Annotated in this window: 23 protein-coding genes and 2 pseudogenes; 1 reads left to right on the forward strand and 24 read right to left on the reverse strand. The window is 71.4% G+C overall.

Annotated elements, in window-relative coordinates:
• Positions 1–66: 66 nt before the first annotated feature.
• The 16 genes and pseudogenes from ACZ7L5_RS03790 to ACZ7L5_RS03865 form a co-directional block, all read right to left on the reverse strand.
• A complete protein-coding gene (locus ACZ7L5_RS03790; RefSeq protein WP_471514105.1) occupies positions 67–1,185 on the reverse strand; it encodes a DnaB-like helicase N-terminal domain-containing protein in 1,119 nt (372 codons plus the stop codon).
• A complete protein-coding gene (locus ACZ7L5_RS03795; RefSeq protein ID WP_471514107.1) occupies positions 1,185–2,456 on the reverse strand; it encodes a DNA cytosine methyltransferase in 1,272 nt (423 codons plus the stop codon). The genes ACZ7L5_RS03790 and ACZ7L5_RS03795 overlap by 1 nt, the downstream gene beginning before the upstream one ends.
• Entirely contained in the window at positions 2,453–4,246 is a 1,794-nt protein-coding gene (locus tag ACZ7L5_RS03800) for a type IV secretory system conjugative DNA transfer family protein (RefSeq protein WP_471514109.1), read from the reverse strand. The genes ACZ7L5_RS03795 and ACZ7L5_RS03800 overlap by 4 nt, the downstream gene beginning before the upstream one ends.
• Positions 4,247–4,278: 32 nt before the next feature.
• Positions 4,279–4,761, reverse strand: coding sequence for an SPDY domain-containing protein (locus tag ACZ7L5_RS03805; RefSeq protein WP_471514508.1), 483 nt, complete (start codon positions 4,759–4,761; stop codon positions 4,279–4,281).
• The gene (locus ACZ7L5_RS03810) at positions 4,712–5,053 is read right to left on the reverse strand and encodes a DUF317 domain-containing protein (RefSeq protein WP_471514111.1); all 342 of its coding nucleotides are present in this window, start codon (positions 5,051–5,053) and stop codon (positions 4,712–4,714) included. Before ACZ7L5_RS03810 ends, ACZ7L5_RS03805 begins: the two co-directional genes overlap by 50 nt.
• Complete coding sequence (locus ACZ7L5_RS03815; protein WP_471514113.1) at positions 5,050–6,153, reverse strand: SPDY domain-containing protein; 1,104 nt, start codon at positions 6,151–6,153, stop codon at positions 5,050–5,052. Before ACZ7L5_RS03815 ends, ACZ7L5_RS03810 begins: the two co-directional genes overlap by 4 nt.
• 292 nt (positions 6,154–6,445) lie before the next feature.
• Complete coding sequence (locus ACZ7L5_RS03820) at positions 6,446–6,802, reverse strand: hypothetical protein (RefSeq protein ID WP_471514115.1); 357 nt, start codon at positions 6,800–6,802, stop codon at positions 6,446–6,448.
• Between the two features lie 28 nt (positions 6,803–6,830).
• Positions 6,831–7,632 (reverse strand): annotated as a pseudogene (locus ACZ7L5_RS03825) (SPDY domain-containing protein).
• Positions 7,629–8,012 carry a hypothetical protein gene (locus ACZ7L5_RS03830; RefSeq protein WP_471514117.1) on the reverse strand — a complete coding sequence of 128 codons (384 nt, stop codon included), beginning with the start codon at positions 8,010–8,012 and terminating at the stop codon, positions 7,629–7,631. Before ACZ7L5_RS03830 ends, ACZ7L5_RS03825 begins: the two are co-directional and overlap by 4 nt.
• A 275-nt stretch (positions 8,013–8,287) precedes the next feature.
• Positions 8,288–8,515 (reverse strand): hypothetical protein, encoded by a 228-nt coding sequence (locus tag ACZ7L5_RS03835; protein ID WP_471514119.1) that lies wholly within the window; start codon positions 8,513–8,515, stop codon positions 8,288–8,290.
• Between the two features lie 151 nt (positions 8,516–8,666).
• Positions 8,667–9,317, reverse strand: coding sequence for a hypothetical protein (locus tag ACZ7L5_RS03840; RefSeq protein ID WP_471514121.1), 651 nt, complete (start codon positions 9,315–9,317; stop codon positions 8,667–8,669).
• Positions 9,314–10,072 (reverse strand): hypothetical protein, encoded by a 759-nt coding sequence (locus ACZ7L5_RS03845; protein WP_471514123.1) that lies wholly within the window; start codon positions 10,070–10,072, stop codon positions 9,314–9,316. The genes ACZ7L5_RS03840 and ACZ7L5_RS03845 overlap by 4 nt, the downstream gene beginning before the upstream one ends.
• Before the next feature lie 23 nt (positions 10,073–10,095).
• A complete protein-coding gene (locus tag ACZ7L5_RS03850; RefSeq protein ID WP_471514125.1) occupies positions 10,096–10,791 on the reverse strand; it encodes a hypothetical protein in 696 nt (231 codons plus the stop codon).
• 13 nt (positions 10,792–10,804) lie between these two features.
• Complete coding sequence (locus tag ACZ7L5_RS03855; RefSeq protein ID WP_471514127.1) at positions 10,805–11,650, reverse strand: relaxase/mobilization nuclease; 846 nt, start codon at positions 11,648–11,650, stop codon at positions 10,805–10,807.
• Complete coding sequence (locus ACZ7L5_RS03860; RefSeq protein WP_112438344.1) at positions 11,647–12,072, reverse strand: hypothetical protein; 426 nt, start codon at positions 12,070–12,072, stop codon at positions 11,647–11,649. Before ACZ7L5_RS03860 ends, ACZ7L5_RS03855 begins: the two co-directional genes overlap by 4 nt.
• Positions 12,073–12,171: 99 nt before the next feature.
• Positions 12,172–12,669 carry a hypothetical protein gene (locus tag ACZ7L5_RS03865; protein ID WP_471514129.1) on the reverse strand — a complete coding sequence of 166 codons (498 nt, stop codon included), beginning with the start codon at positions 12,667–12,669 and terminating at the stop codon, positions 12,172–12,174.
• A 58-nt stretch (positions 12,670–12,727) separates the two neighbouring features.
• Here ACZ7L5_RS03865 and ACZ7L5_RS03870 point away from each other — a divergent pair, with 58 nt between their 5' ends.
• Positions 12,728–12,940: a hypothetical protein gene (locus tag ACZ7L5_RS03870; RefSeq protein ID WP_471514131.1), complete on the forward strand. Its 213-nt coding sequence runs from the start codon at positions 12,728–12,730 to the stop codon at positions 12,938–12,940.
• On the opposite strand, the pseudogene ACZ7L5_RS03875 reads toward ACZ7L5_RS03870, so the two are convergent.
• The 8 genes and pseudogenes from ACZ7L5_RS03875 to ACZ7L5_RS03910 all read right to left on the reverse strand — a co-directional run.
• Positions 12,924–13,367, reverse strand: a pseudogene (locus tag ACZ7L5_RS03875) (hypothetical protein); the annotation flags it as partial. The gene ACZ7L5_RS03870 and the pseudogene ACZ7L5_RS03875 overlap by 17 nt on opposite strands.
• On the reverse strand, positions 13,364–13,822 hold the full coding sequence (locus ACZ7L5_RS03880; RefSeq protein ID WP_471514133.1) for a hypothetical protein: 459 nt from the start codon (positions 13,820–13,822) through the stop codon (positions 13,364–13,366). The gene ACZ7L5_RS03880 and the pseudogene ACZ7L5_RS03875, both read right to left, overlap by 4 nt.
• Before the next feature lie 37 nt (positions 13,823–13,859).
• Positions 13,860–14,966 (reverse strand): hypothetical protein, encoded by a 1,107-nt coding sequence (locus ACZ7L5_RS03885; protein ID WP_471514135.1) that lies wholly within the window; start codon positions 14,964–14,966, stop codon positions 13,860–13,862.
• A complete protein-coding gene (locus tag ACZ7L5_RS03890; protein ID WP_471514510.1) occupies positions 14,959–15,702 on the reverse strand; it encodes a glycosyltransferase family 2 protein in 744 nt (247 codons plus the stop codon). The genes ACZ7L5_RS03885 and ACZ7L5_RS03890 overlap by 8 nt, the downstream gene beginning before the upstream one ends.
• A 48-nt stretch (positions 15,703–15,750) precedes the next feature.
• Positions 15,751–15,954 carry a hypothetical protein gene (locus tag ACZ7L5_RS03895; protein ID WP_471514137.1) on the reverse strand — a complete coding sequence of 68 codons (204 nt, stop codon included), beginning with the start codon at positions 15,952–15,954 and terminating at the stop codon, positions 15,751–15,753.
• Positions 15,955–16,532: 578 nt separating this feature from the next.
• The gene (locus tag ACZ7L5_RS03900) at positions 16,533–16,889 is read right to left on the reverse strand and encodes a hypothetical protein (protein WP_471514139.1); all 357 of its coding nucleotides are present in this window, start codon (positions 16,887–16,889) and stop codon (positions 16,533–16,535) included.
• Positions 16,890–16,915: 26 nt separating this feature from the next.
• A complete protein-coding gene (locus tag ACZ7L5_RS03905; protein WP_112438336.1) occupies positions 16,916–17,104 on the reverse strand; it encodes a hypothetical protein in 189 nt (62 codons plus the stop codon).
• 30 nt (positions 17,105–17,134) lie between these two features.
• Complete coding sequence (locus ACZ7L5_RS03910) at positions 17,135–18,058, reverse strand: hypothetical protein (RefSeq protein WP_471514141.1); 924 nt, start codon at positions 18,056–18,058, stop codon at positions 17,135–17,137.
• Between the last annotated feature and the right edge of the window lie 22 nt (positions 18,059–18,080).

The following is an 18,080-nucleotide window of genomic DNA, read 5'->3' on the forward strand; positions in this document are numbered from 1 at the left end:
GTTGGGGTGTCGTCTCTTCTGCCGGTGGCCGGGCCTTCGGGTCCGGCCACCGGCGTGTGCGGGGTGCTATCGGGTTGCTCGCGCGGCGCGGCCGGTGTAGGCGGCCGTCGTTGTTGGCGGGCCGGCACGGGTGGTGGGCGCCGGTCGCGGTTGCGGCGTCGGGACCGTTCCGGTGGCGTGCTGCCAGCGGGTGCGGACGGCGCCGATGTCGGCGAGGGAGCGGCGGGCGCCGACGACGAGCTGGAACGGGGTGTTCGCCGTGTCGCCGGCGTACGCCTCGATGCGCCGACCGGTGCGATCGGCGGTGGCCAGGAGGGAGCGCTGCAGTGCGCGCTCGCTCCAGTGCTCCACGGAACCGGCCGGTTCGGCCAGCAGGTGGAGCACGTCGCCCGGTTCGCTTCCGTCGTCGAGCAGGCCGCGCTGTTGGGCCTCCCACAGGACGGTGACGGGGTCGACGGGCTCGCGGCGGCGCGCCAGGGCGGTCAGGCACTGCCACAGGCCGGCGTGCAAGGGCAGGGTGAGGTCGTCGGGTAGTAGCCACCGGACGGACTCGATGTCGGCGGGGTTGGCGGTGGCGGTCGCGATTAGCATCTGCTCCTCCTCGACCGCCTCCGTGTAGTCGGGCGCGACGGGCGGCGATGGTGCCGCGGTGCGGGGCAGTACGCCTGCGCGGGGCGGGAAGCGGGCTGCGATGTCGTCCACGACCGCGGCGAGCGCGTCGGCCTCGGCGAGCACCGCCTGGACGGGGTGCGGGAGGGAGACGTCGTGGGCCGTCTGGACGAGGCGTTCGGCGGCCGTCTGCAGACGGCGGCGGGCATGTTCGGCCTCGACCATCCGCGCGTAGGCAGGCGCGTGGCGGGACCAGGGACAGACCTGAACGAGGGTGTGCAGGTACGAGGCGGTCAGCCCGCGAGCCTGCTCGCGTCCCGTGGCTAGCACGCGGTCGAGCCACTTGGTGTTCTTTGCGTGCTCGGCAGGGTCGGGCAGTGGCAGGGTGCTGATCGCGGCGTACAGGGCAGCGTGCGCGGCGGTGGAGAACGAGTCGGCGGCGATGCCGCTCACGTCGTACAGGCGGTACGGGTCGAGGAGGAGGGCCCCGAGCAGGGCCTGCTCGACGTGGAACACAGGCTGGGGCGCTGCGATGGAGTTGAGGTTGTCTTCGTCGGGTTCGGGGGCGTGAGGCATCAGGCGGCGAGGGTGAAGTCGTCGGGGTCGAGGGTGACGCCGAGGTGCGGGGCGAGGAGGTGGCCGGCGAGCAGCGGGGGAACGGCGTTGCCGATCTGGGAGAACTGCTGGCCCTTGTTGCCAGCCCAGGGGTAGTCGGCGGGGAAGGTCTGCAGGAGGCCGGCCTCGCGGGCGGTGATCCGGATCGGCTCGGGAACGGTGGGCGCATCGGCTTCTTCGGCCGGCGGTGAGGCGGGCTCGGCGATCCAAGTGCACTCGTTCGCGCGGTGCCCGAAGAACAGCGTGCCAGCCGGCTCGGACAGTGGACGGACAGTGGCGTTTGCCTGGTTGTTGCTGCGCAGGGACCAGGACCAGCGGTGCGCCTCGGCGGTGAACGTCGGCGCCGGAGCGTCGGCGGCTCGGTTCTCGCGTGTGCCGTGCGGGGCCGCCCATCCGGCGCCTTCGCGGCGGGACTGCAGGACCACTCCGTCCGGCCGGGACATCCAGGTGCCGCGCTCGCGGGCGTCGGACAGCGTCTTGCGGGAGCCCGACGGGAACGGTTCGGGTCCGCCGCCGGGTCCACCGCCCGCGCAGACGGTGGGGACGGGCCGGTCGGTCGCGCCCCAACCCAGGGCCTCGGCCATGCTGACCCAGCGGGCGCGGCCCGGACCGAACAGCGACTCCGGTTCCGCGAATTGGGAGTGCGTGGGGGTAGGAGGCTGCGCCGTACGGACGCGGGAGGCCAGGAGTATCGCCCGCTTCCTGGTCTGCGGGACGCCGAAGTCGGCCGCGTTGAGGATCCCGTACCAGACGGAGAACCCCCACTCGCGCAGGACGGCCGCGTACTGCTTCCACAAGGGCAGGACGTGCGGCACTTCCTCCATGGCGACCCAGTCGGGCTCGCCGACCGTGTTCAGGGCGTACAGATAGCGCATCGGCTCGGCGGCGAGCAGGGAGCGCTCGTCGCGGCACGCGGCGAGGAGGTGTTCGCGGGTGTCGCGTCCGGCGGCCAGGTCCTCGACCGCCGCGTGCACCAGCGGCTGGTCGAGTAGGCCGAGGCGTTTGCCGGCCATGCTCCACGCCTGACACGGAGGGGAAGCGATCATTCCGCGGGTGCGGCCGATGAAGGGCCAGGTTGGATACATTGCCACGTCGGTGCGGATCGTCAACTGCCCAGCCGCGGCCCGGGTCTTGCACGCCCACTCGTCCCATTCCAGCCCGATGTCGCGCACGCCGAGGACGTGCAGCGCCCTGCTCCAGCCGCCCGGCCCCGCGAAGAGGTCGAGTATCACGTGGCCAGCCCGAGGTCGGACTGTGTCGGCGCGTGCTTCGCAACGGCGCGGGCGGTGATCGCCTGCGACGCGCGGGCGGACGCCGCGGACAGCTGCTCCGCGCCGGGCTCCCTGTACCACGGCCGGAGGTCGAGCATGGCGGCGCGCATGCCGGTGGCGAAGCAGAGCGCGGTTCCCTTGGGCAGGGCTCGGATCGCGTCGGCGGGCAAGATCCGCTCCTGCCGCATCGACACCGATGTGCTCTTTCCGGAGTCTGAGTGCGAGGTGGATGTGGTCTCCACGTCGTGGTCACCGATTAGGCGGCTGAGCTTGTCGGCGAAGTCCGGGTCGTCAATACCGCTGCCGATCACCTTGACAGTCGAGGCGGACCACATGGCGTCCATGCCCGCGTCTCCCCAGACCTTCTGGCCCTGGCGGTAGGACTGCAGGATCGTGATCGGGATGATCCCGCGGCTGCCGAGGTGGGAGTACAGGTCTGGCAAGTCGCTGATCTTGCACACGTTGGCGGCCTCGTCGAGGATCGCCAGCATGGGCGGATCAAGGCGCCCGCCGGCACGTTCGGCCTGCGCGGTCGCGGCCCGCATCACTGAGTCCGCGCACGCGGCGATCAGCGCCGAGGCTCCGCCGCCACCGTCCTTGCTGAGTAGGAACAGCGTGTCGGTGGACGTGACGAACTGCTCCGGCCGGAATTCCGGGATGTCCTTCTGCGGCGTCACCCACGCGGCGATTTCCGCGTTCAGGAGCGCGGAGGCGTACTGCCGGGCTGTCTCGTAGATACCGTCCCTCGTTTCCGGGGGGCCTTCGACGGTGCCCTTGAGCTGAGCGGCGACGGCGGCGAAGTCGTGGTCGCGCAGGATGTCCAGCGGAGTGCGGTCGGCGGGGAAGGCGAGCCACTGCATGATGTCGGTGATGGGCCGCTCGTCGAGCGCCGCGGCCAAGAGCAGCTGGGACAAGATGTTGCTGCCAGCCTTCGACCAGAAGTCGCCCTGCTGGGAGGCGTCCACCGAGGCCGCGAGGAAGTGTCCGGCCAGACGGTTCGCCCCGTCCAAGGTGGTCGCGCTGGCGAGAGGGTTCCACCACATCTCTCGGGCGGCATGCGCGATCTGCTGTGGATCCATGGTCCACACCGCCCCCACCCGGGCCCTTGCCTCGTAGGCGGTGGTGAAGGCGTCGCCGGCGGCCTTGTTCGACGTCAGCAGGACCGGGCCGGGTGCGCCGAGCATGGACGGGATGGCGAGCGAGGTGGTTTTGCCGGATCGGGGCGCCATGATCGCGATGGCGACGTCCTCGAACCCCATCCGTACCTCGTGGCGGCTGCCCTGCAGGTTGCCGAGAAGGATGCCGGTGTCCTTCGCGTCGATGTGCTTGCTGTTCTTCAAGCTGGGGCGCAGGGAGCGGGCTTTGTCGGTGATCGCCTTGGCCATCAGCGGCTCGATGTCCCGAGCCTTGGCCATGTCGGTGATCTTCGTCTTCCGGCCGCCGCTTCGGTTCTTGTGCCGAGCCCACAGGATGCCCGCCCCCGCCCCGAGGGCGAGGAACAGGAGAACGGGGACGATGCGGGCGCCGATCAGCAGGGACGTTTCTCCTGCGGCGGGCCAGACCTGCTCGGGACGGAGCAGGGCCTTGGTCGGTTGGTACGGGGCCCAGCTGGTGCCGGTGAGGTAGGCGGTGATGTTGCCGGACAGCCAGGCCAGGTGGGACAGGGGGACGACGACGGCGAGCACGCCGATGAGGAGGCGCAGGACGAGGTCGTATCCGTCGGTGTTGCTGCTGGAGGAGGAAGGGGGCAAGGGCTATGTGCTTCCGGGCGGGGAGGGGAGGGTCAGCGGCTGCGGCCGTGCCTGGGCGGCGCATGCCGCGAGGGGCTCGGGGCTGTCGGCGTGGTGGTGTGCCGGGCAGCGAGGGAGTGGACGCGGTCTTCCCGCGCGCCGGCGACGTACACGGCGAGCACGTCGGTCGTCCGGCGGATGACGACGTTCGGGTCGAGGGGCGACAGACTGCGCCCGCTGTCGGTGCGGTGCACGGGCTTCGGATCGCCGAGCGCGGCGACAAGGTGTGGCGGAGTGTGCGCACCGAAGCGGGCCTGCCAGACCGTCTGGTGCATGCCGAGGGTGACCGTGACGAACCAGGCTTCCGGATCAGCCGGTGTTCCCAGCCGCTCGACGTACGCCGTCTTGTCGGGGGAAGCAAGGCCGTTGTCACCGTACGGTGACCAGCCGGCCTGCCGGAGCGCTCCGTACGGGTCGCAAGGCGCGTCAGCGGCTGGGGCCGGGTGGGTGAGGGCGTCGGTGAAGGCGGCGATCAGTTCGACGGCCGTGCGGGCGGGCGCCGAAGCTGGCGTACCAGGCGGGCAGGTCCGGCTCGGCGACGTGGTGCAGGATCCACCACTGGTCGTCGGGGTCGGGCTCCAGGCGCAGGTGGGCCTTCTGGTCGGGGCTGGAGAGCAGGACGCGTGGCATCAGGGGGTCGTTGCCGTGGCTCCATCCGCAGGCACGGTGGAGGGGAACGGTAATCCAGGCGGAGTCACCGCCGCCGGCGAGGTGGCGCGGGTTGATGAAGCCGACCTCGACGGTCTCGGGAGTCGGGGCCCTAGTCACTTCCGTGCCGCGGTTCGTCGCACGGGTGCGAGGGCAGGCACGGGAACCAGGGATGAGGGGGCCTTGCGGGCTGCGGTGTTGATCTCCCGGAGCGCTTTGCCGTGGGTGGCCCAGTCGTCGAGGTAGCTCCAGGATTCGGCGTGATGTTCGGCGAGGGCGTCGTCGAATTCAGCGGTGCCGGGCTTGGCGGTGGCGGGGAGGGCGTCGCGGGTGAGCAGCCATTGCTCGTGGAGTTCGTCGAGACGGTCGAGGGCCGTGTGCAGGACGCCCAGTTGGTAGACCCAGCGGCTCTGCACCGTGTTCTCCGGCAGTTGGGTCAGCTGTGTCTCGGCGGTCGCCAGCAGGTGCCTGGCGCCGTAGTGGAGCGGCTCGAACGCCTCGGCGGTGTCGGCGTCGCGCTGGCTCTTGCGCATGCCGTAGGCGTGGTCGTCGTAGGGCCAGCCGTCGAGGTCGGTGTGTTCGTCGGAGTAGGCGTCCCAGGCGTCGAGGATCTTCTGGCTGTCCCGCACGTAGTGGTCGAGGTGGCGCAGGAAGTTGCGGTGTGCGTGGTGGTCTTGGGAGATGGGGAGGGGTCCTGTCGGTTCAGCGGCGAGCGGCCGGCTGCGCGGTACTGGCGTGCGCTGGGATCGTCGCGGGTTTCGTCTGCTGGCGGCGGGTGGAGCTTGCCTGGGCGCGGAGGTGTTTGATGCGCGTGGCGTGGGCGTCGACCACCTGCTGCGGGCGCAGCGGGCTGGGCTCCTGTACGGCGCTGTAGTGCCGGTGCGTTCGAACATGCCGCGCTGGAGCGGGCTGCGGTCGGTCAGCGCGGTGAGGAACGCGCTGACCAGGTGAGCGGGGGTGTGCTCGTCGAGGTAGGCGTGCCAGATGCGCGGGCCGAAAAACTCCCCGTGGCCAGGCTCGCGGGTCTCGATGTGCCAGGTCGGCCGGTTGTGGAATTCGCTCAACGGCCGCAGTTCGATGTGGCACATGGAGTCCGGCGAGCGCGCGCCGTCTGGCTCGTGCTGCCATCCTGCCGAGGTCACCTGTTGCCACGGGGCCGGCTGCTGTGGCGGCGGGGCGGTGAGGGCGTCGGTGAAGGCGGCGAGGACCTCGGCGGGCACGAGTTCGCCGAACTCGGCGTACCAGCCGGGCTCGGTGCCGACGGGCTCCGCCCGTAGCCGCCACCACGCGGAGGTGCGGGACTGCGGGTCAAGAACTGGAGCCGGTGGCGAAGGTCAGGGCTTGCCAGGATGATCTCGGCGCTCAGGGGGTCGGAGACGGCGTTCCATCCGGCGGCGGCCAGACCGTGGGTGACGTGGCGGGCGTCTCCGGGGCCGGCGAGATGGCGAGGGCTGGTGTCGTACGGGATCTGCGTGGAGTGCTTGTCGGCGAAGGCGGCGAGCTGCCGTTCGCTCAGCGGCACCAGCAGCACCCCTGCTCGCTCGTCGGCGAACTGCCGTACAGGTCGCGGAGATCGTCCAGCACGTAGTGGAGGGTGTGCTGGTCGGCCAGTTCCCAGGCGGCCGTGCGCAGCTCGGTGATCAGCAGGTCGCCCTGCGCCGTGCGCGGCGTGTCCGGGTGTTCGTGCACTGCTCGGGCGAGGGCGCGCAGCGTGTCGGCGAACTGGACGGGTAGGCCCGTGTACTCGTCGAGGAGGGGCTCGACGAGGTCGAGGGCTTCTGCGGGGTCGGGGTTCTCGCGCAGGTAGTCGGTGAGGTCCGCGAGCGTTTCGGTCAGGCTGCGGATGGTGTCCGGGGTGAGTGCGGGCATCGGGCTCCTCGGGGCGGGGGTGTTGCGGTCAGCGGCGGGTGCGTGTGCCGCCGGCCGGGGTGTAGGGGCCGGCGCTGGTGCGCGGCCTGGTGCTGCGGGCGCTGTTGCGGGCCCAGGTGGCGGCGCGGGCGGCCGTGGCGGGCCTGCTGCCACGCACTGAGCTGGGAGGGCTTCACGGACACCGACCAGGTACGGATCTGCGTGCTCATCGGCACGCGTCCGCGTGGGCGCATCACGGGGTCTGGGCTGGCGAGTTCCGTGGAGAAGGCTTGCACCAGGTGCATCGGGGTGTTCGGCGTGAAGTTGGCCGTCCAGCCGTTGCCCTGCTTGTCCTGCGCTCCGGTCCACCACATCGCCGCCCCGTCGGGGCTTTGCCGGTACTGCACCCACGCGGTGCAGTCGGGGCTCGTCGCCATGTAGTCCTGGCCCTCGAAGCGCGTGTGCCATCTCTGCTCCTGCAGAGGGGCCCAGACGTTAGGGGCATGGGCGGAACGGGGGCGGGTGAGGGCATCGGTAAGGCCGGCGACGATCTCCACCGGCGTTTGCTGGCCCAGGTGGGCGGACCACTCGCCGTTCGCTCCGTCGGCTCTGCCGTGGATGGTCCACCCGCCGGGGATGACGTAGGGGTCGTAGGCGATGCGGACGGTGCGATCCGGGCTCTCCATGTGCAGGGGGCCGCCCGTCTTGGACTTGTCCCGCCAGCCGGAGGCGCGCAGGAACTCAGAGACGTGCCGGACGTCGCCGCCGCCGGCCAGGGCGCGGGGCTGGATGAGGTAGTGCTGTTCGGCCTGCTCGTCGGGTCCCCAGCCCTGCCACTGCTTCTTCTTCATCGGCGGCGCCGGACGACGAGCGGTGCGGGTGCCGGGGGCTTCGCCGCCGTAGTGGCGGGCTGGGCGCCGACGCGCTGGAGGGTGTCTTTGTGTTCGTCCAGGGCGAGCGTGATGTCGCCGAGTTCGTTCGAGGCACGGCCCAGGGCGAGCCACACCTCTGCGGGGAGCGCGCCTCGCTCTGCCTGGTCCTTGGCGAACACGCTGCCGGTGGCGACGAGGTGGGTGACGCCGCCGAGGACTCCGGTATCCGGGTCGAGCACGCGGGCGATGACCTGAGCGGCCTGGGGCGGGGGAAGCTGAGAGAGGTGGTCGGCGAGCTGGGCGAGCTGGCGGGTGATCTCGTCGGCCAGTCTCACCGGGTAGGGGGTGGGGTGGGACATGCTCCTCCGGGGCAGCGGACGGTCAGTGGTGGTGGCGGTGCCCGACGCGCTGTGTCTCGGCGAGGGCGGCCTCCGGGCGGGCGCCAGCCACCGGGGAGGTGTGGTCGGGGCCGGTCGGAATGCAGGCGCGCAGATAGCGGCGGAAGAGGGCCGTGGCGAGTCGGGGCTTGAGCCGGTTGCTGATCGGTGGGGGTGTGTGGGTTGCTACGGGTTTCTCCGGGTCTCGGGTAGTGAGGTGGACGGTCCCGGCGCTGTGCCGGGACCGCCCAGGCGCCTCACGGGGTGCGGCGGGCCGGGGTTGCAGGCGAGGGGGAGCCGGCCGGTGCCTGCTGCCGTGCGGCAGGGTGGCCCGCTCGGGAGCGCAGGTCGTGTACGGCCTGCCGGTAGGCGGATTCGTCGAAGACGTCGGGCGTGCAGTTGACCTCGTACCCGGCCAGGAGCCGGGCGGGGATGGCGCGGGTTGCCAGCCACTTCTGTTCGTCGGCGTCGAGGTGTTCGGGCACGGTGTGCCTGATGTAGAGCGGCGCGTCCGTGGGGAGGGTGTGGCGCTCCAGGCCGAGGTGTTCCAGCAGGTGGTGGTCGTCAGGGCCTTGATGTAGATCCAGACGTCCGTGCCGTACTCGTCGGCCAGGTTGGCCATGTGGTTCTCCGGGGTCAGCGGCGGCGGGATTCCGCGGGCTGCGCGCGGCTCGGCGGTGGTGAGGTAGTGGCCGGCCGCTGCGCAGGGCGTGCGGCGTGGTTGCGGGCGTGGAGGATGGCGCGCGCGGCCTCGCTCATGGAGGTGGCGGTGCTTCCGAGCCGTGCGATGGGATCGGGTTCCCCGGCGGGCGCGGCCCCTGGGAAGTCGCGGGCGGCGATCCAGGCGCGGACGACGACCTCTCTGGCGAGGGGCAGCAGCCCGTGGACGGGGGCAGCGACTTCGGTCAGGACCTCGGCCACCTCGCTGCTGGTTGTGGCGGCTGCGGCTTGCTCAGCGAGCCCCGCCAGGTAGCGCAGGGCGGCCTCACGTTCACCGTCTGGTGCGACCAGCATGTTCAGCGTGGGGTCGAGGTGGATGCTGTGCCCGGCGCCGAGCAGGGCATGCGAGGCTGCAGTCGCCTTCAGGCGCTGCTGCTCGACGGGCAGGCCGTGCAGAAGCCGGTGATAGTCCCCGCGCGGTCCGGGAGCGGAGAGGAAGCCGCCGGTTCGCTGGAGGATGTCCGCGGCCTTGTCGGTGCCGCCGATGGCTACGACCAAGTCAGTTCGGGGGTCCTTAGTGATGGTGACGTACTCGAGCACCCAGAAGTCGGGCTCCGTCTGTTTCACCGAGACCGGGTGGCCGGCGTGCGAGGACCGGCCGGGACGGGCGGTACGGAAGCGATTGCGGCGGTGGGCGCGGTCCGGCCTGCGGAATGCTGCAGAGCGGTGCCGATGCCGAGAGCGTTGAGGCGCGGGCCGATCTCGCGCAGGGCGCGGGCCTGGGTCTGGGTGTCGTCACAACTCAGGCGGTAGATGCCACTCTGCGGGTCCTGGACGAAGCCGTGGGCCATGAGGACAGCGCTGGCGCGGTCGTTGGCGGGGGCAGTAGCGATGCTGCCGTCCGGCTGCCAGGTCAGGACGACCCGGTCCGGCTGGGAGGGCTGGATGCCGCACAGGGCGTTGCGGCGGACCTGGGCGAGGGCGCTGTCGTATCGGGCGAGCAGGTCGTCGGCGACCTGCTCGGCGCTCAGGAACGGGTCATCGGCCAGGGCGATGCCGTTGGGCTCGGGAACGGCGCGGAACGCCTCGTCGGGCAGGGCGTGCGGGGCGACGGCGGCGATGAGGAAGCCGTCGCGCTCGTCGTGCCGGTCCAGAAGGACGAGCTGCGCACCGTCCTGTCGGCTCAGGACGGCGGCCTGCTGCAGGGGGTGCTCGGCGAGAGAGGCGGCGACCAGGTCCAGGTCCCAGATGCGGTTGGCGAGTTCGGCGAGGTCGTCCTTGGCGTCGGCCGGCAGGTGGGAGCTGGTCCAACTGTCGGGGAGTTCGCCGGCGAGAACGTCGGCGTACGAGGCGAGGCGCTCGGAGGTGTCGTGGTCGTGCATGGTGTCCTTGGGCGAGGTGGGGGTCAGCGGCGCAGTCCGGTGGCCATCGGGGGCGGCGGGGCCGGGAGGGTGCGCGGCGGTGGCGGGTAGGCGCACACGGCAGAGCGCTCTTGCTCGGTTGACGGGACTTCCCCGGTGCAGGTGCTGCGGCCGGGGTGCGGGGCATGCCGGTCGGCGAGCTGGTTGCGGGTCTCGGAGAGGTCGGTACGGATGACGCGAAGGTGCTCGTCGGCGAGGTAGCGCAGCCGCCGCGCGATGTAGGGGTGGGCCGCCTGGCCGAGCCCGTCGTGGAAGTCGGCGGCGGCGGTGAGGACTTCCTCGAGCGCGGAGAGGACGCCGTCGTGGGCGGCGGTCAGCTCAGTCAGTGCATCGGCCGCCTCGTCCGTAGTGGCGGCCTCGCGAAGGCGCTCGGCGACGTGGGCAACGGAGGGCCCCAGCGGCAGGTAGCTGGCCGGACGCGAGTCGGTGTCGAAGTCCGCGTCGCAGTCGACGTGGTATCCGGTCGCCCGCAGGCGGGCCACGGCGTGGGTGGCGAGACGGGACTCGTCGTCCTCCGCTAGGCCGGTCGGGGCGCGGTGGTACGTCTCATGGACTCGGACGACGGCGACGAAGCCCGCGCGCTGGAGGATGCTGTGTGCCTCGGAGTCGCCGCCGCGGGCAAGGAGTTCGTCGGAGTGCGGGTCGCGGCGGATGTCCAGGAAGCGGTCGGTGCGGGGCAAGGAGACGTTTCTCCTACGGCGATCGGTGGGCGTTGTGCCGGACGGCGTCCGGTGCCGGGACGGCGCGGGGCTGGACCAGGCGGTTTGCGGTGGTGTCCAGGTCCTGCTGGATGGCGTAGAGGCGGCGGGCGATCAGCTCCAGGCGGTGTGCCGTATCGGTGCCGGCTGCTCCCGGCTGGCGGGCGATCCGGTGCGAGGTGTGCTCGACGAGTCCGCGTACCGCGGCCAGAGGGCCGGCCTGTTCGTCGGCGAGCTGCCTGAGGATGGTCGCGAGCTGGGCCGACGCCGTGAGCGCCGCGCGGACGGCAGGCCGCGAAGGGGGGTCGGATCGGACAGGGATCAGGTGGAGGTCCTGTTCGATGCGACGCGCCTCCTGTGCCAGGCGCCGCAGTTTGTCCGCGGGGGGAGCGTGCCACGCGCCGTCGAGGTGGATTAGGTTGGCGATCAGATCGAGGCGCCCTGGCTGGGCCTGGACAGCGATCCATCGGCAGCCATGTTCCTTGCCGGGGATCTCGATGCCGGCGGCTCGTGCCAGCCGTTGAGCGACCTCGGCCCACTCCGGTCCGGTCAGTTCCCGGTCGTCCGGGTGAAGGCGGATGTCTAGGTGGAGGATCGCCCGCCGGTCGTCGTCGGGGCTGGCGGCGAACGGATGCTCCAGGTAGGGGTCTTCGAGGTGCTCGGCCCACTGGACGGACGTCCAGATCCTCTGCTCGTCGTCCAGGGTGAAGTAATCCAGGCCGGGCCAGTGGGCGACGATCGTGTGCTCCGTTAGGCCCTCGTTCGGTGAGACCGGCCGCCCCAGCGCCTCTTCGAGCGGGTCGTGGGGCCGGTGGGTCCGCTCGTGCAGGCGGGGGATCACCGGCCGTTCCGGATGTCGGCGATGTGCACGAGCTGGCCCAGGGCGGTGGTGGTGTACCAGCCGCAGTCGATCAGTTCGTCGCGGTCGGCGAACCGTGTGAGGAGGGTGTCCTCCATGGCCCGCAGATAGATCAGGCAGTCAGGGCAGCGGCGTGAGAGGTGCACGAGGTAGCGGGGGTGGGCGGTGACGTAGGACTGGGCGCCGCCGGTCGCATCACGCAGCCGCCACCCGTCCTCGTCGGTCGGGGTGTGCCAGGAAGGGGCCACGACGCGCATCGCGTCGCCCCACAGTTCTCCGCCGGCCACCCCCTTCAGGACGACGACGGTGTCACCGGCCTGGAAGTGGGCGTGGGTGATGTCCCGGTCGGGGGTGAGCGGGTCGGTCGTCGGCGCGAACGCCGAGGTGGGAGGGGGCTGGGACATGAGTTCCTTCCACGCGATTGATGGCGGGGTGGGAGCATCAATAGTCCGGAGGAACGCCGGTTTGGCTAACCGGCGTTTCCCGGCTATGTTGCCCCGCTGTCAGTGGAAGGGGTTCTCCGTCCCGCGGTCCGCCTCACTGGCCGCGTCGAGGAGTTCGAGCAGGTCAGTGCCGTCGGCGTCGCGCTGGTCGATCCACCATCCGGCACGGGTGATGGAGCGGGCCTTCTCTTCCAGCTCCGCCCAGTCCGCCTCGTCCCAAGTGCCCTCGACGACGAGCGCGGTGTGCGCGGCCGTCATCAGTTGGTGGCGGGAGCGCTCGCCCCAGTCCAGGGCCTTCTCCGGGCCCTCCAGCTGCGGCATGTCGAACTGCTTGGCCCACGCGACGGCTGCCTCCTGCTCCTCGGCACGCTTGGTCGCGAGCCACTCGTCCTTGGACTCGGAGTCGGCGTCGCGCGCCGCCTTCCAGCAGTTGGTGCAGTCCTTCGACGCGAGCCAACGGGCAAAGCCTGCCCGCTTGTCGGCAGGGCGATTGGACAGGTCATGATCCACGCTGTGGGAGCAGGCGTGCTCCACGGTCCAGTGCGTACGCACGGCCATAATTCGTTCTCCTCAAAAGGGGTTGGAAGGTGGGGGTGCGCCCAGATCAGGGCGTCTTGTGCCGGCCTCGGAGTGGGCGGCGGTGTCGGCCGCGCGGCCGGTGTCCGGCGGGGCGGAGCTGTCGGCGCGCGGCGAGAAGGACGGCGAGGGCGAAGGCCGCGCCGGCGCCGGGGAGCGCCGCGCTGGCGAGCGTCTGCTCGGCGAGGCGTCCGGCCAGGGCGGTACCGGCGGACTGCCCGACGCCGATCGAGAGGATCAGCCCAAGCGGTGAGGTGCGGCCACAAGGCCGCGTGCTGAGTGCGTTCGGCCTGGGAGCCAGGGGCGGCCGGCCGGCCGAGGGCCCGGTGGATCTCGGCGGCGGAGGCAGCCAGGCCGTCCAGGACGGCCCGCCACCCGGCCAGGTGCCGGGCGGGTGGCAGCTCGTCGAGCACGAGGCGGGCGGCATCGAGGAGAGCCTCGGCGTGCGGGGCGAGGTGAGTGGCGTACGCCTCCACCGCCGCCTTGTCGCGGTGGGCTCGTGCGAGTGCCGCGGCGCCCGCGTGGACGGTACGGCCGTAGCAGTCGCGTGTCATGTCGAGCGTCGCCTCGGTCTCGCTGTCGATGACCGCCATCCGCAAGCGGAAGTCGCGTGCCCCGTTGGCCAGTTCGGAAGCTCTCGGCAAGGGGCCGTCGGGGGCCGGGCTGCTCGCGGGTGTCATCGAGACCGCCCGCCGGTCGCGGCTGTCAAATGGACGGTCGGAGCGTACGAGGGCTTCGGCGGGATCGGCCGGGCCGCCGGCGGGGAGGTGGTGGGCGGTGCGGAGCGCTGCGTCGTCCGGCCGGCGGCGGCCCGGGCGAGACGGCTGCGGCGCTCCTGGAGTCCGTTGGGCCGGAAGGGGCGCGGCGGGCCGGCCGAGAGGGACGGGTCGAGGCGGATGTCGGCCTGCACGGTGTAGCCGTGGCGGCGAAGGTCGTGGACGGCTTGGCGGGTGCGGCGGACTCCGTCGCGCTCGGGCTCGCTGAGCCGGTACAGGCCGGGTTCTCCGGGAACGGGCTCGAACTGCTCGCGCTCCAGGTACCAGTGGGCGAGGTGTGCGGGCAGGTTGGCGGTGAAGGAGGCCACAAAGCCGTGTTCCTCGTGGTCGCCGAAGGCGAAGTGGGTGCCGGGTTGCAAGGTGGCGGGGTTCTCCTCGGGGCGTGGGGCGGAAGGGTCAGGGCCCGCGGTGCGCGGGCCGGGCCGCGGCGAGGGGGCGGGCTGGCGCGGTGACGGGCAGGGCCGGGCGACGGTGGGGTGCCCTGATGCGGGCCTGACGCAAGAACGGTTGGCCGTCGGTGAGCCACGTCTCGATGGCCGGCCAGGCGCGTGCTCGGCGCTCCTGCGCCGGCACGGAACCGCCGTGGACGATCTCGTCGAGCAGGGCTTCGGCATCGATCACGGCGTCGGCCAGACGGGAAAGGGCTGCGGCATCGTCGGGCCACGGGCTGTTCGCGGGTTGGCACCGGTCGAGCAGCGCCGGGGCGTGGTCGACGACGGTCAGGAAACGGCGCCAGGCGTGGTCGAGGAACAACTCTGTCGCGGCGCCCAGGGCGGCGGCGCTCAGCGGGGTGGCGTCGCTGTAGCGGCCGGAGGCGTTCATGGCCTGCCAGGTGTCGTGCTCGGAGCGGATGTCCCCGAGCACGGCGGCGATGGCCGCCGTCTGGCGGGCGTGGACGGCCTGCTCATAGGCGGGGAGGTACCGGTCGGTGAGGGCCTGGGCAGCCCGTCCGGGGAAAGACGGCAGGACGATGCTGTGCGGGGCGTGGGGATCGCCGTAACCCCCTTCGAGCCCATCGGGTGAGAAGGCCCCCACCAGGTAGTCGAGTTGACGGCCGGGACGCTCGATGAACAGCAGCGTGGTGCCCTGCACCATGTCGGTGAGGAGCGCGGCGTAGGGGATCCGCTCGCTCTGGACGGTGCGGCCGAGTTCGCCGCTGTCCCAGATCCAGGGGACCAGGTCTTCCTGCCAGGCGGGGTGCGAGTAGATCTCGATCGAGGCGTGCCACTGGCCTGGCAGGAGGCGCGCGAGGTCGCGGGCGGCGTCGCCGATGAACCGGCGGCTGCTCGTGTGCACGCTGGTGCGGTGCCGCTTCGCGCACGTGACCAGGTCGACCACGGTGGTCTGGGTGCCGTCCGCGGGCAGGTGCCAGACGCCGTCGTCGTCCCGCTGGAAGCCGCTCTCCGCGAGGGCGGTGTGCGCCCACGGATACTGCTCGCCCGAGGCGATGGCGACGATCCCGGACTCCCGGCTGTGCGACAGGATGATCTGCGCTTCAGTCATGGACCAGGTCCTCGCCACCGCGCAGGACGGCGCGCAGACTGCGGCCGTACGCCCAGGCGTGCTCGCGGGCCGCCGCCTCCAGCTGGTCGTATCCGACCTGGGCCGTCATCTGGCCGTTCCACTTGCGGTACCTGTATACGGGGACGGGCAGCAGGATCCCGGGGGCGAGAGCGGTGACGCCGAGGGCCGCGCAGTAGTCCTCGCCCTGGACGAGGCCGCCCATCGGCGCGGCGCGCACGAGGTCGGTGCGGGCGAGGATGGTGGTCGGCCCGATGGGGATGGTGTTCGTCGGCGACTTCCAGTACGTCCACACGTCACCGGCCTCGTGCCGGCCGGGCGGCGTGGGGCAGCGCCACAGAGTGGTCGAACCGTCCGGGTGCTGGTCCTCGCTCCAGCCGGCGCACCAGCCGACTCTCGTCGACTCCAGGGTGTTCAGCCGTACGGCCATCGCATCGTCGGTGAACAGGTCATCGTCGTCGGCCCAGTTGGTGTACGGAGTGCGTACGTGAGCGAGGGCCAGGTTCCTGGCGCAGGCGGCGCCGACTGGACGGGGCACCGCCAGCGTGCGAACGCGCGGGTCCTGCGCGAGCGGGGTCGGCAGACGGTCGGGCGAAGCACCGTCGAGCGCGATCACGGCCTCCCACGGCACGGACTGCCGGGTGAGGCTGGCGTGCATGGCGGTCAGGTAGTCCAGCCGGTCTTCGCGCAGGCGGCTTGCGATGACGACGCTGATCAGGGGCGTGTTGTACGGGGGCAGAGAAGGCTCCGGGAAGACGAGGGGGAACTAGCGTCGGGCGGCGGGGCGCTGGGTGCCGGCCTTCGCCAGGGCTACGGCAGGAGCGCTCTGGGGCTGCCTGCCGCGCGATGCCCGGATGGCGGGCGGGGAGTCGAGGGAGGACCAGGCCGCCGGGTGGTCGTTGAAGGCGGTGCGCGGGTCGATGGACCAGCTCACGATCGGGCCGATGTCCTCGTGCAGGAGGCTGATCACCTCGACGCCCTCCTTGTGCAGGACGTACGACTGGGCAGTGCTGATCGGCTGCGGGCTGGGCGCGCTCGTCCTGGTGCTGAGGAAAGTCCCGATCGTGTTGCGGGAGTGCAGGAAAGTGGCGGCGGCCTACTACGACTTGCTGGACGAGGTTGACCGCAGGCGGCGGGCTCCCATCGCACGCCGGCAGCCAGGCGAAGACTGATTAGGCGGAGGCCTCGGACCAGTTCCGGGGCCTTCTGCGTGCAGAGAGCAGCGAGGCGTTACGGTTCGGCGCATGGAGATTCCAAGGTGGGCCGGTCGCGCGGCGGCCGCAGTGGTTGTGGCCGGGGCGTTGATCATTCGGCGTGCGCTCCAGGATGCTGCGGCGCAGTCAGAGACCGCCTCAGACTCCGGGTACGACTGGTCCCAGAACGAGATGAATTGGCACTGGCGTTGCGAGTGCGGCGCCCAGTCTCGTGGCGGCGACATCAAGGCTGACACGGAGTACAACGCCCAGCGGCACCAGTGGCGCAAGTGGAGCAAAGGTACGGGGCACCCGATGCCTGAGGTCTATCAGAAGCCCTTGTAGGTCGTAGCCGCTAGGAGCGGTCGACTGCGTCGGGGTCTTCAGGCATCCCGAGTGACATCTCCTGGATGTACGCGGATGTGGCAGCGAGGCGCTCTTCCACCGACACGTCATCCCTGTGCCGACCGGACGCTTCGGCGGCTTCGCAGGCTCTGCGCTGTCCGACTTCCATGACGGCCATCATGCTGAGGTTGAGAAGGCCGGCGATGGCGGAGGTGATTTCGGACCGTGCGGGCTCGGGAACGTCGGCGAGCCCGAGGGTGGTACTGATGTGGGCTGCCGCGAATGACCGGTCGCGTTCTGCCCAGAGCGCGAGGAATTCGATGGCGATCTGGGTCGCGCGCTTCGGGCGGGGGCGATCAGTGCTCATGCCTCACGGTAGGGCGATTGGGAGGGTTACGCGCGTCGGTGAGCTGGACAGATGACGGTTCGGTAGTCGACGTGACCGGCGTCCCAGAGCTGCTCGGTACGGGGAAACTGGTCCGCGTACTGCGCGTGGCGCTGATAATCGCTGGCCCAGATGCCCGGCAGGCGGTCAGCGAGGCCGGTGGCGAAGGCGGACAGATCGGTGCGGGGCGAGGTCATGTGTTCCTGGAGGGAGGCGGCGGTGCGCCGTCAGCGCGTGTGCCGCGGCGGAGCTGACGGGAGGGCTCGCGGCGGAAGGGACGGTGCACGAGCCGGGGTGGAGGGCAGCCGCGGTGCGGGCGCGAGCGGGGTGAGGGCCCGCATCCGGTCCTCGGCCACGTGCAGGACCTCTCCGAGGCTGCGGATCTCGGCAGCGGCGTCGGCGAGGTCGTAGGACAGGTCGAAGCCGTCGTCCTCCTTGGCTTCCTTGGCTTTCTCGCCGGCTGCTTCGAAGAACTCGCCGAGCTGTGCCAGCAGGCCGTCGGTGGGTTCCAGGATCTGATGCAAAAGGGCAGCGGCATCCGCGTGCGACTCGGCTCCGTTGAGCCGGTCGGTCAGCTCGCGCAGCGCGTCGCCGTAGACGTAGGCGGGGCGACGGTCTGGTGTGCCGGGGGCGTCCTGGGACGGGGGCGGTGGCGTCAGTTGGGGCGGGTGCACGTGGGGGCTTTCGTGGGGCAGAACGGGGTGCGGTAGCAGTCCGAGCTGGGCGAGGCGGTGGTCGATCGCGTCGATCAGGGGTTGGGCGCTGCCGCCGTGGCGGGCTTCGGGGTGCTGGCGAGCGCCGGGGCTGTCGGAGGGGGCGGAGTCGTAGAGGACTTCGAACAGCGTCTGGTCGTCGGGGTGCTCGCGGGTCGCGATCCAGCCCTCGGGGTCTCCGGGCGGGTGGTCGGAGGACGGTTCCTGCGGCGGACTGATGATCAGGTAGCTGTTGTCAGGGAGCGAGACGCGCACGATGTAGGCGCTGAGGCCGAACTCGATGTCGCAGGGCAGTCCGCGCGCTCGCAGCGGCGTGGTGATGTGCGCGTGGCGACGCCACAGCTCCTGCCACCACGGCATGTTCACGTCGCGGTGGTCGGGAAGTGGCGCGAGCGGAGTCGCGCGGGCGGCCGTAGCGTTCGCCTCGTCAGCGGCCACGGATTTCCCTGCGGGACGCCCG

It is taken from the genome of Streptomyces sp. NPDC107528 (assembly GCF_055639295.1).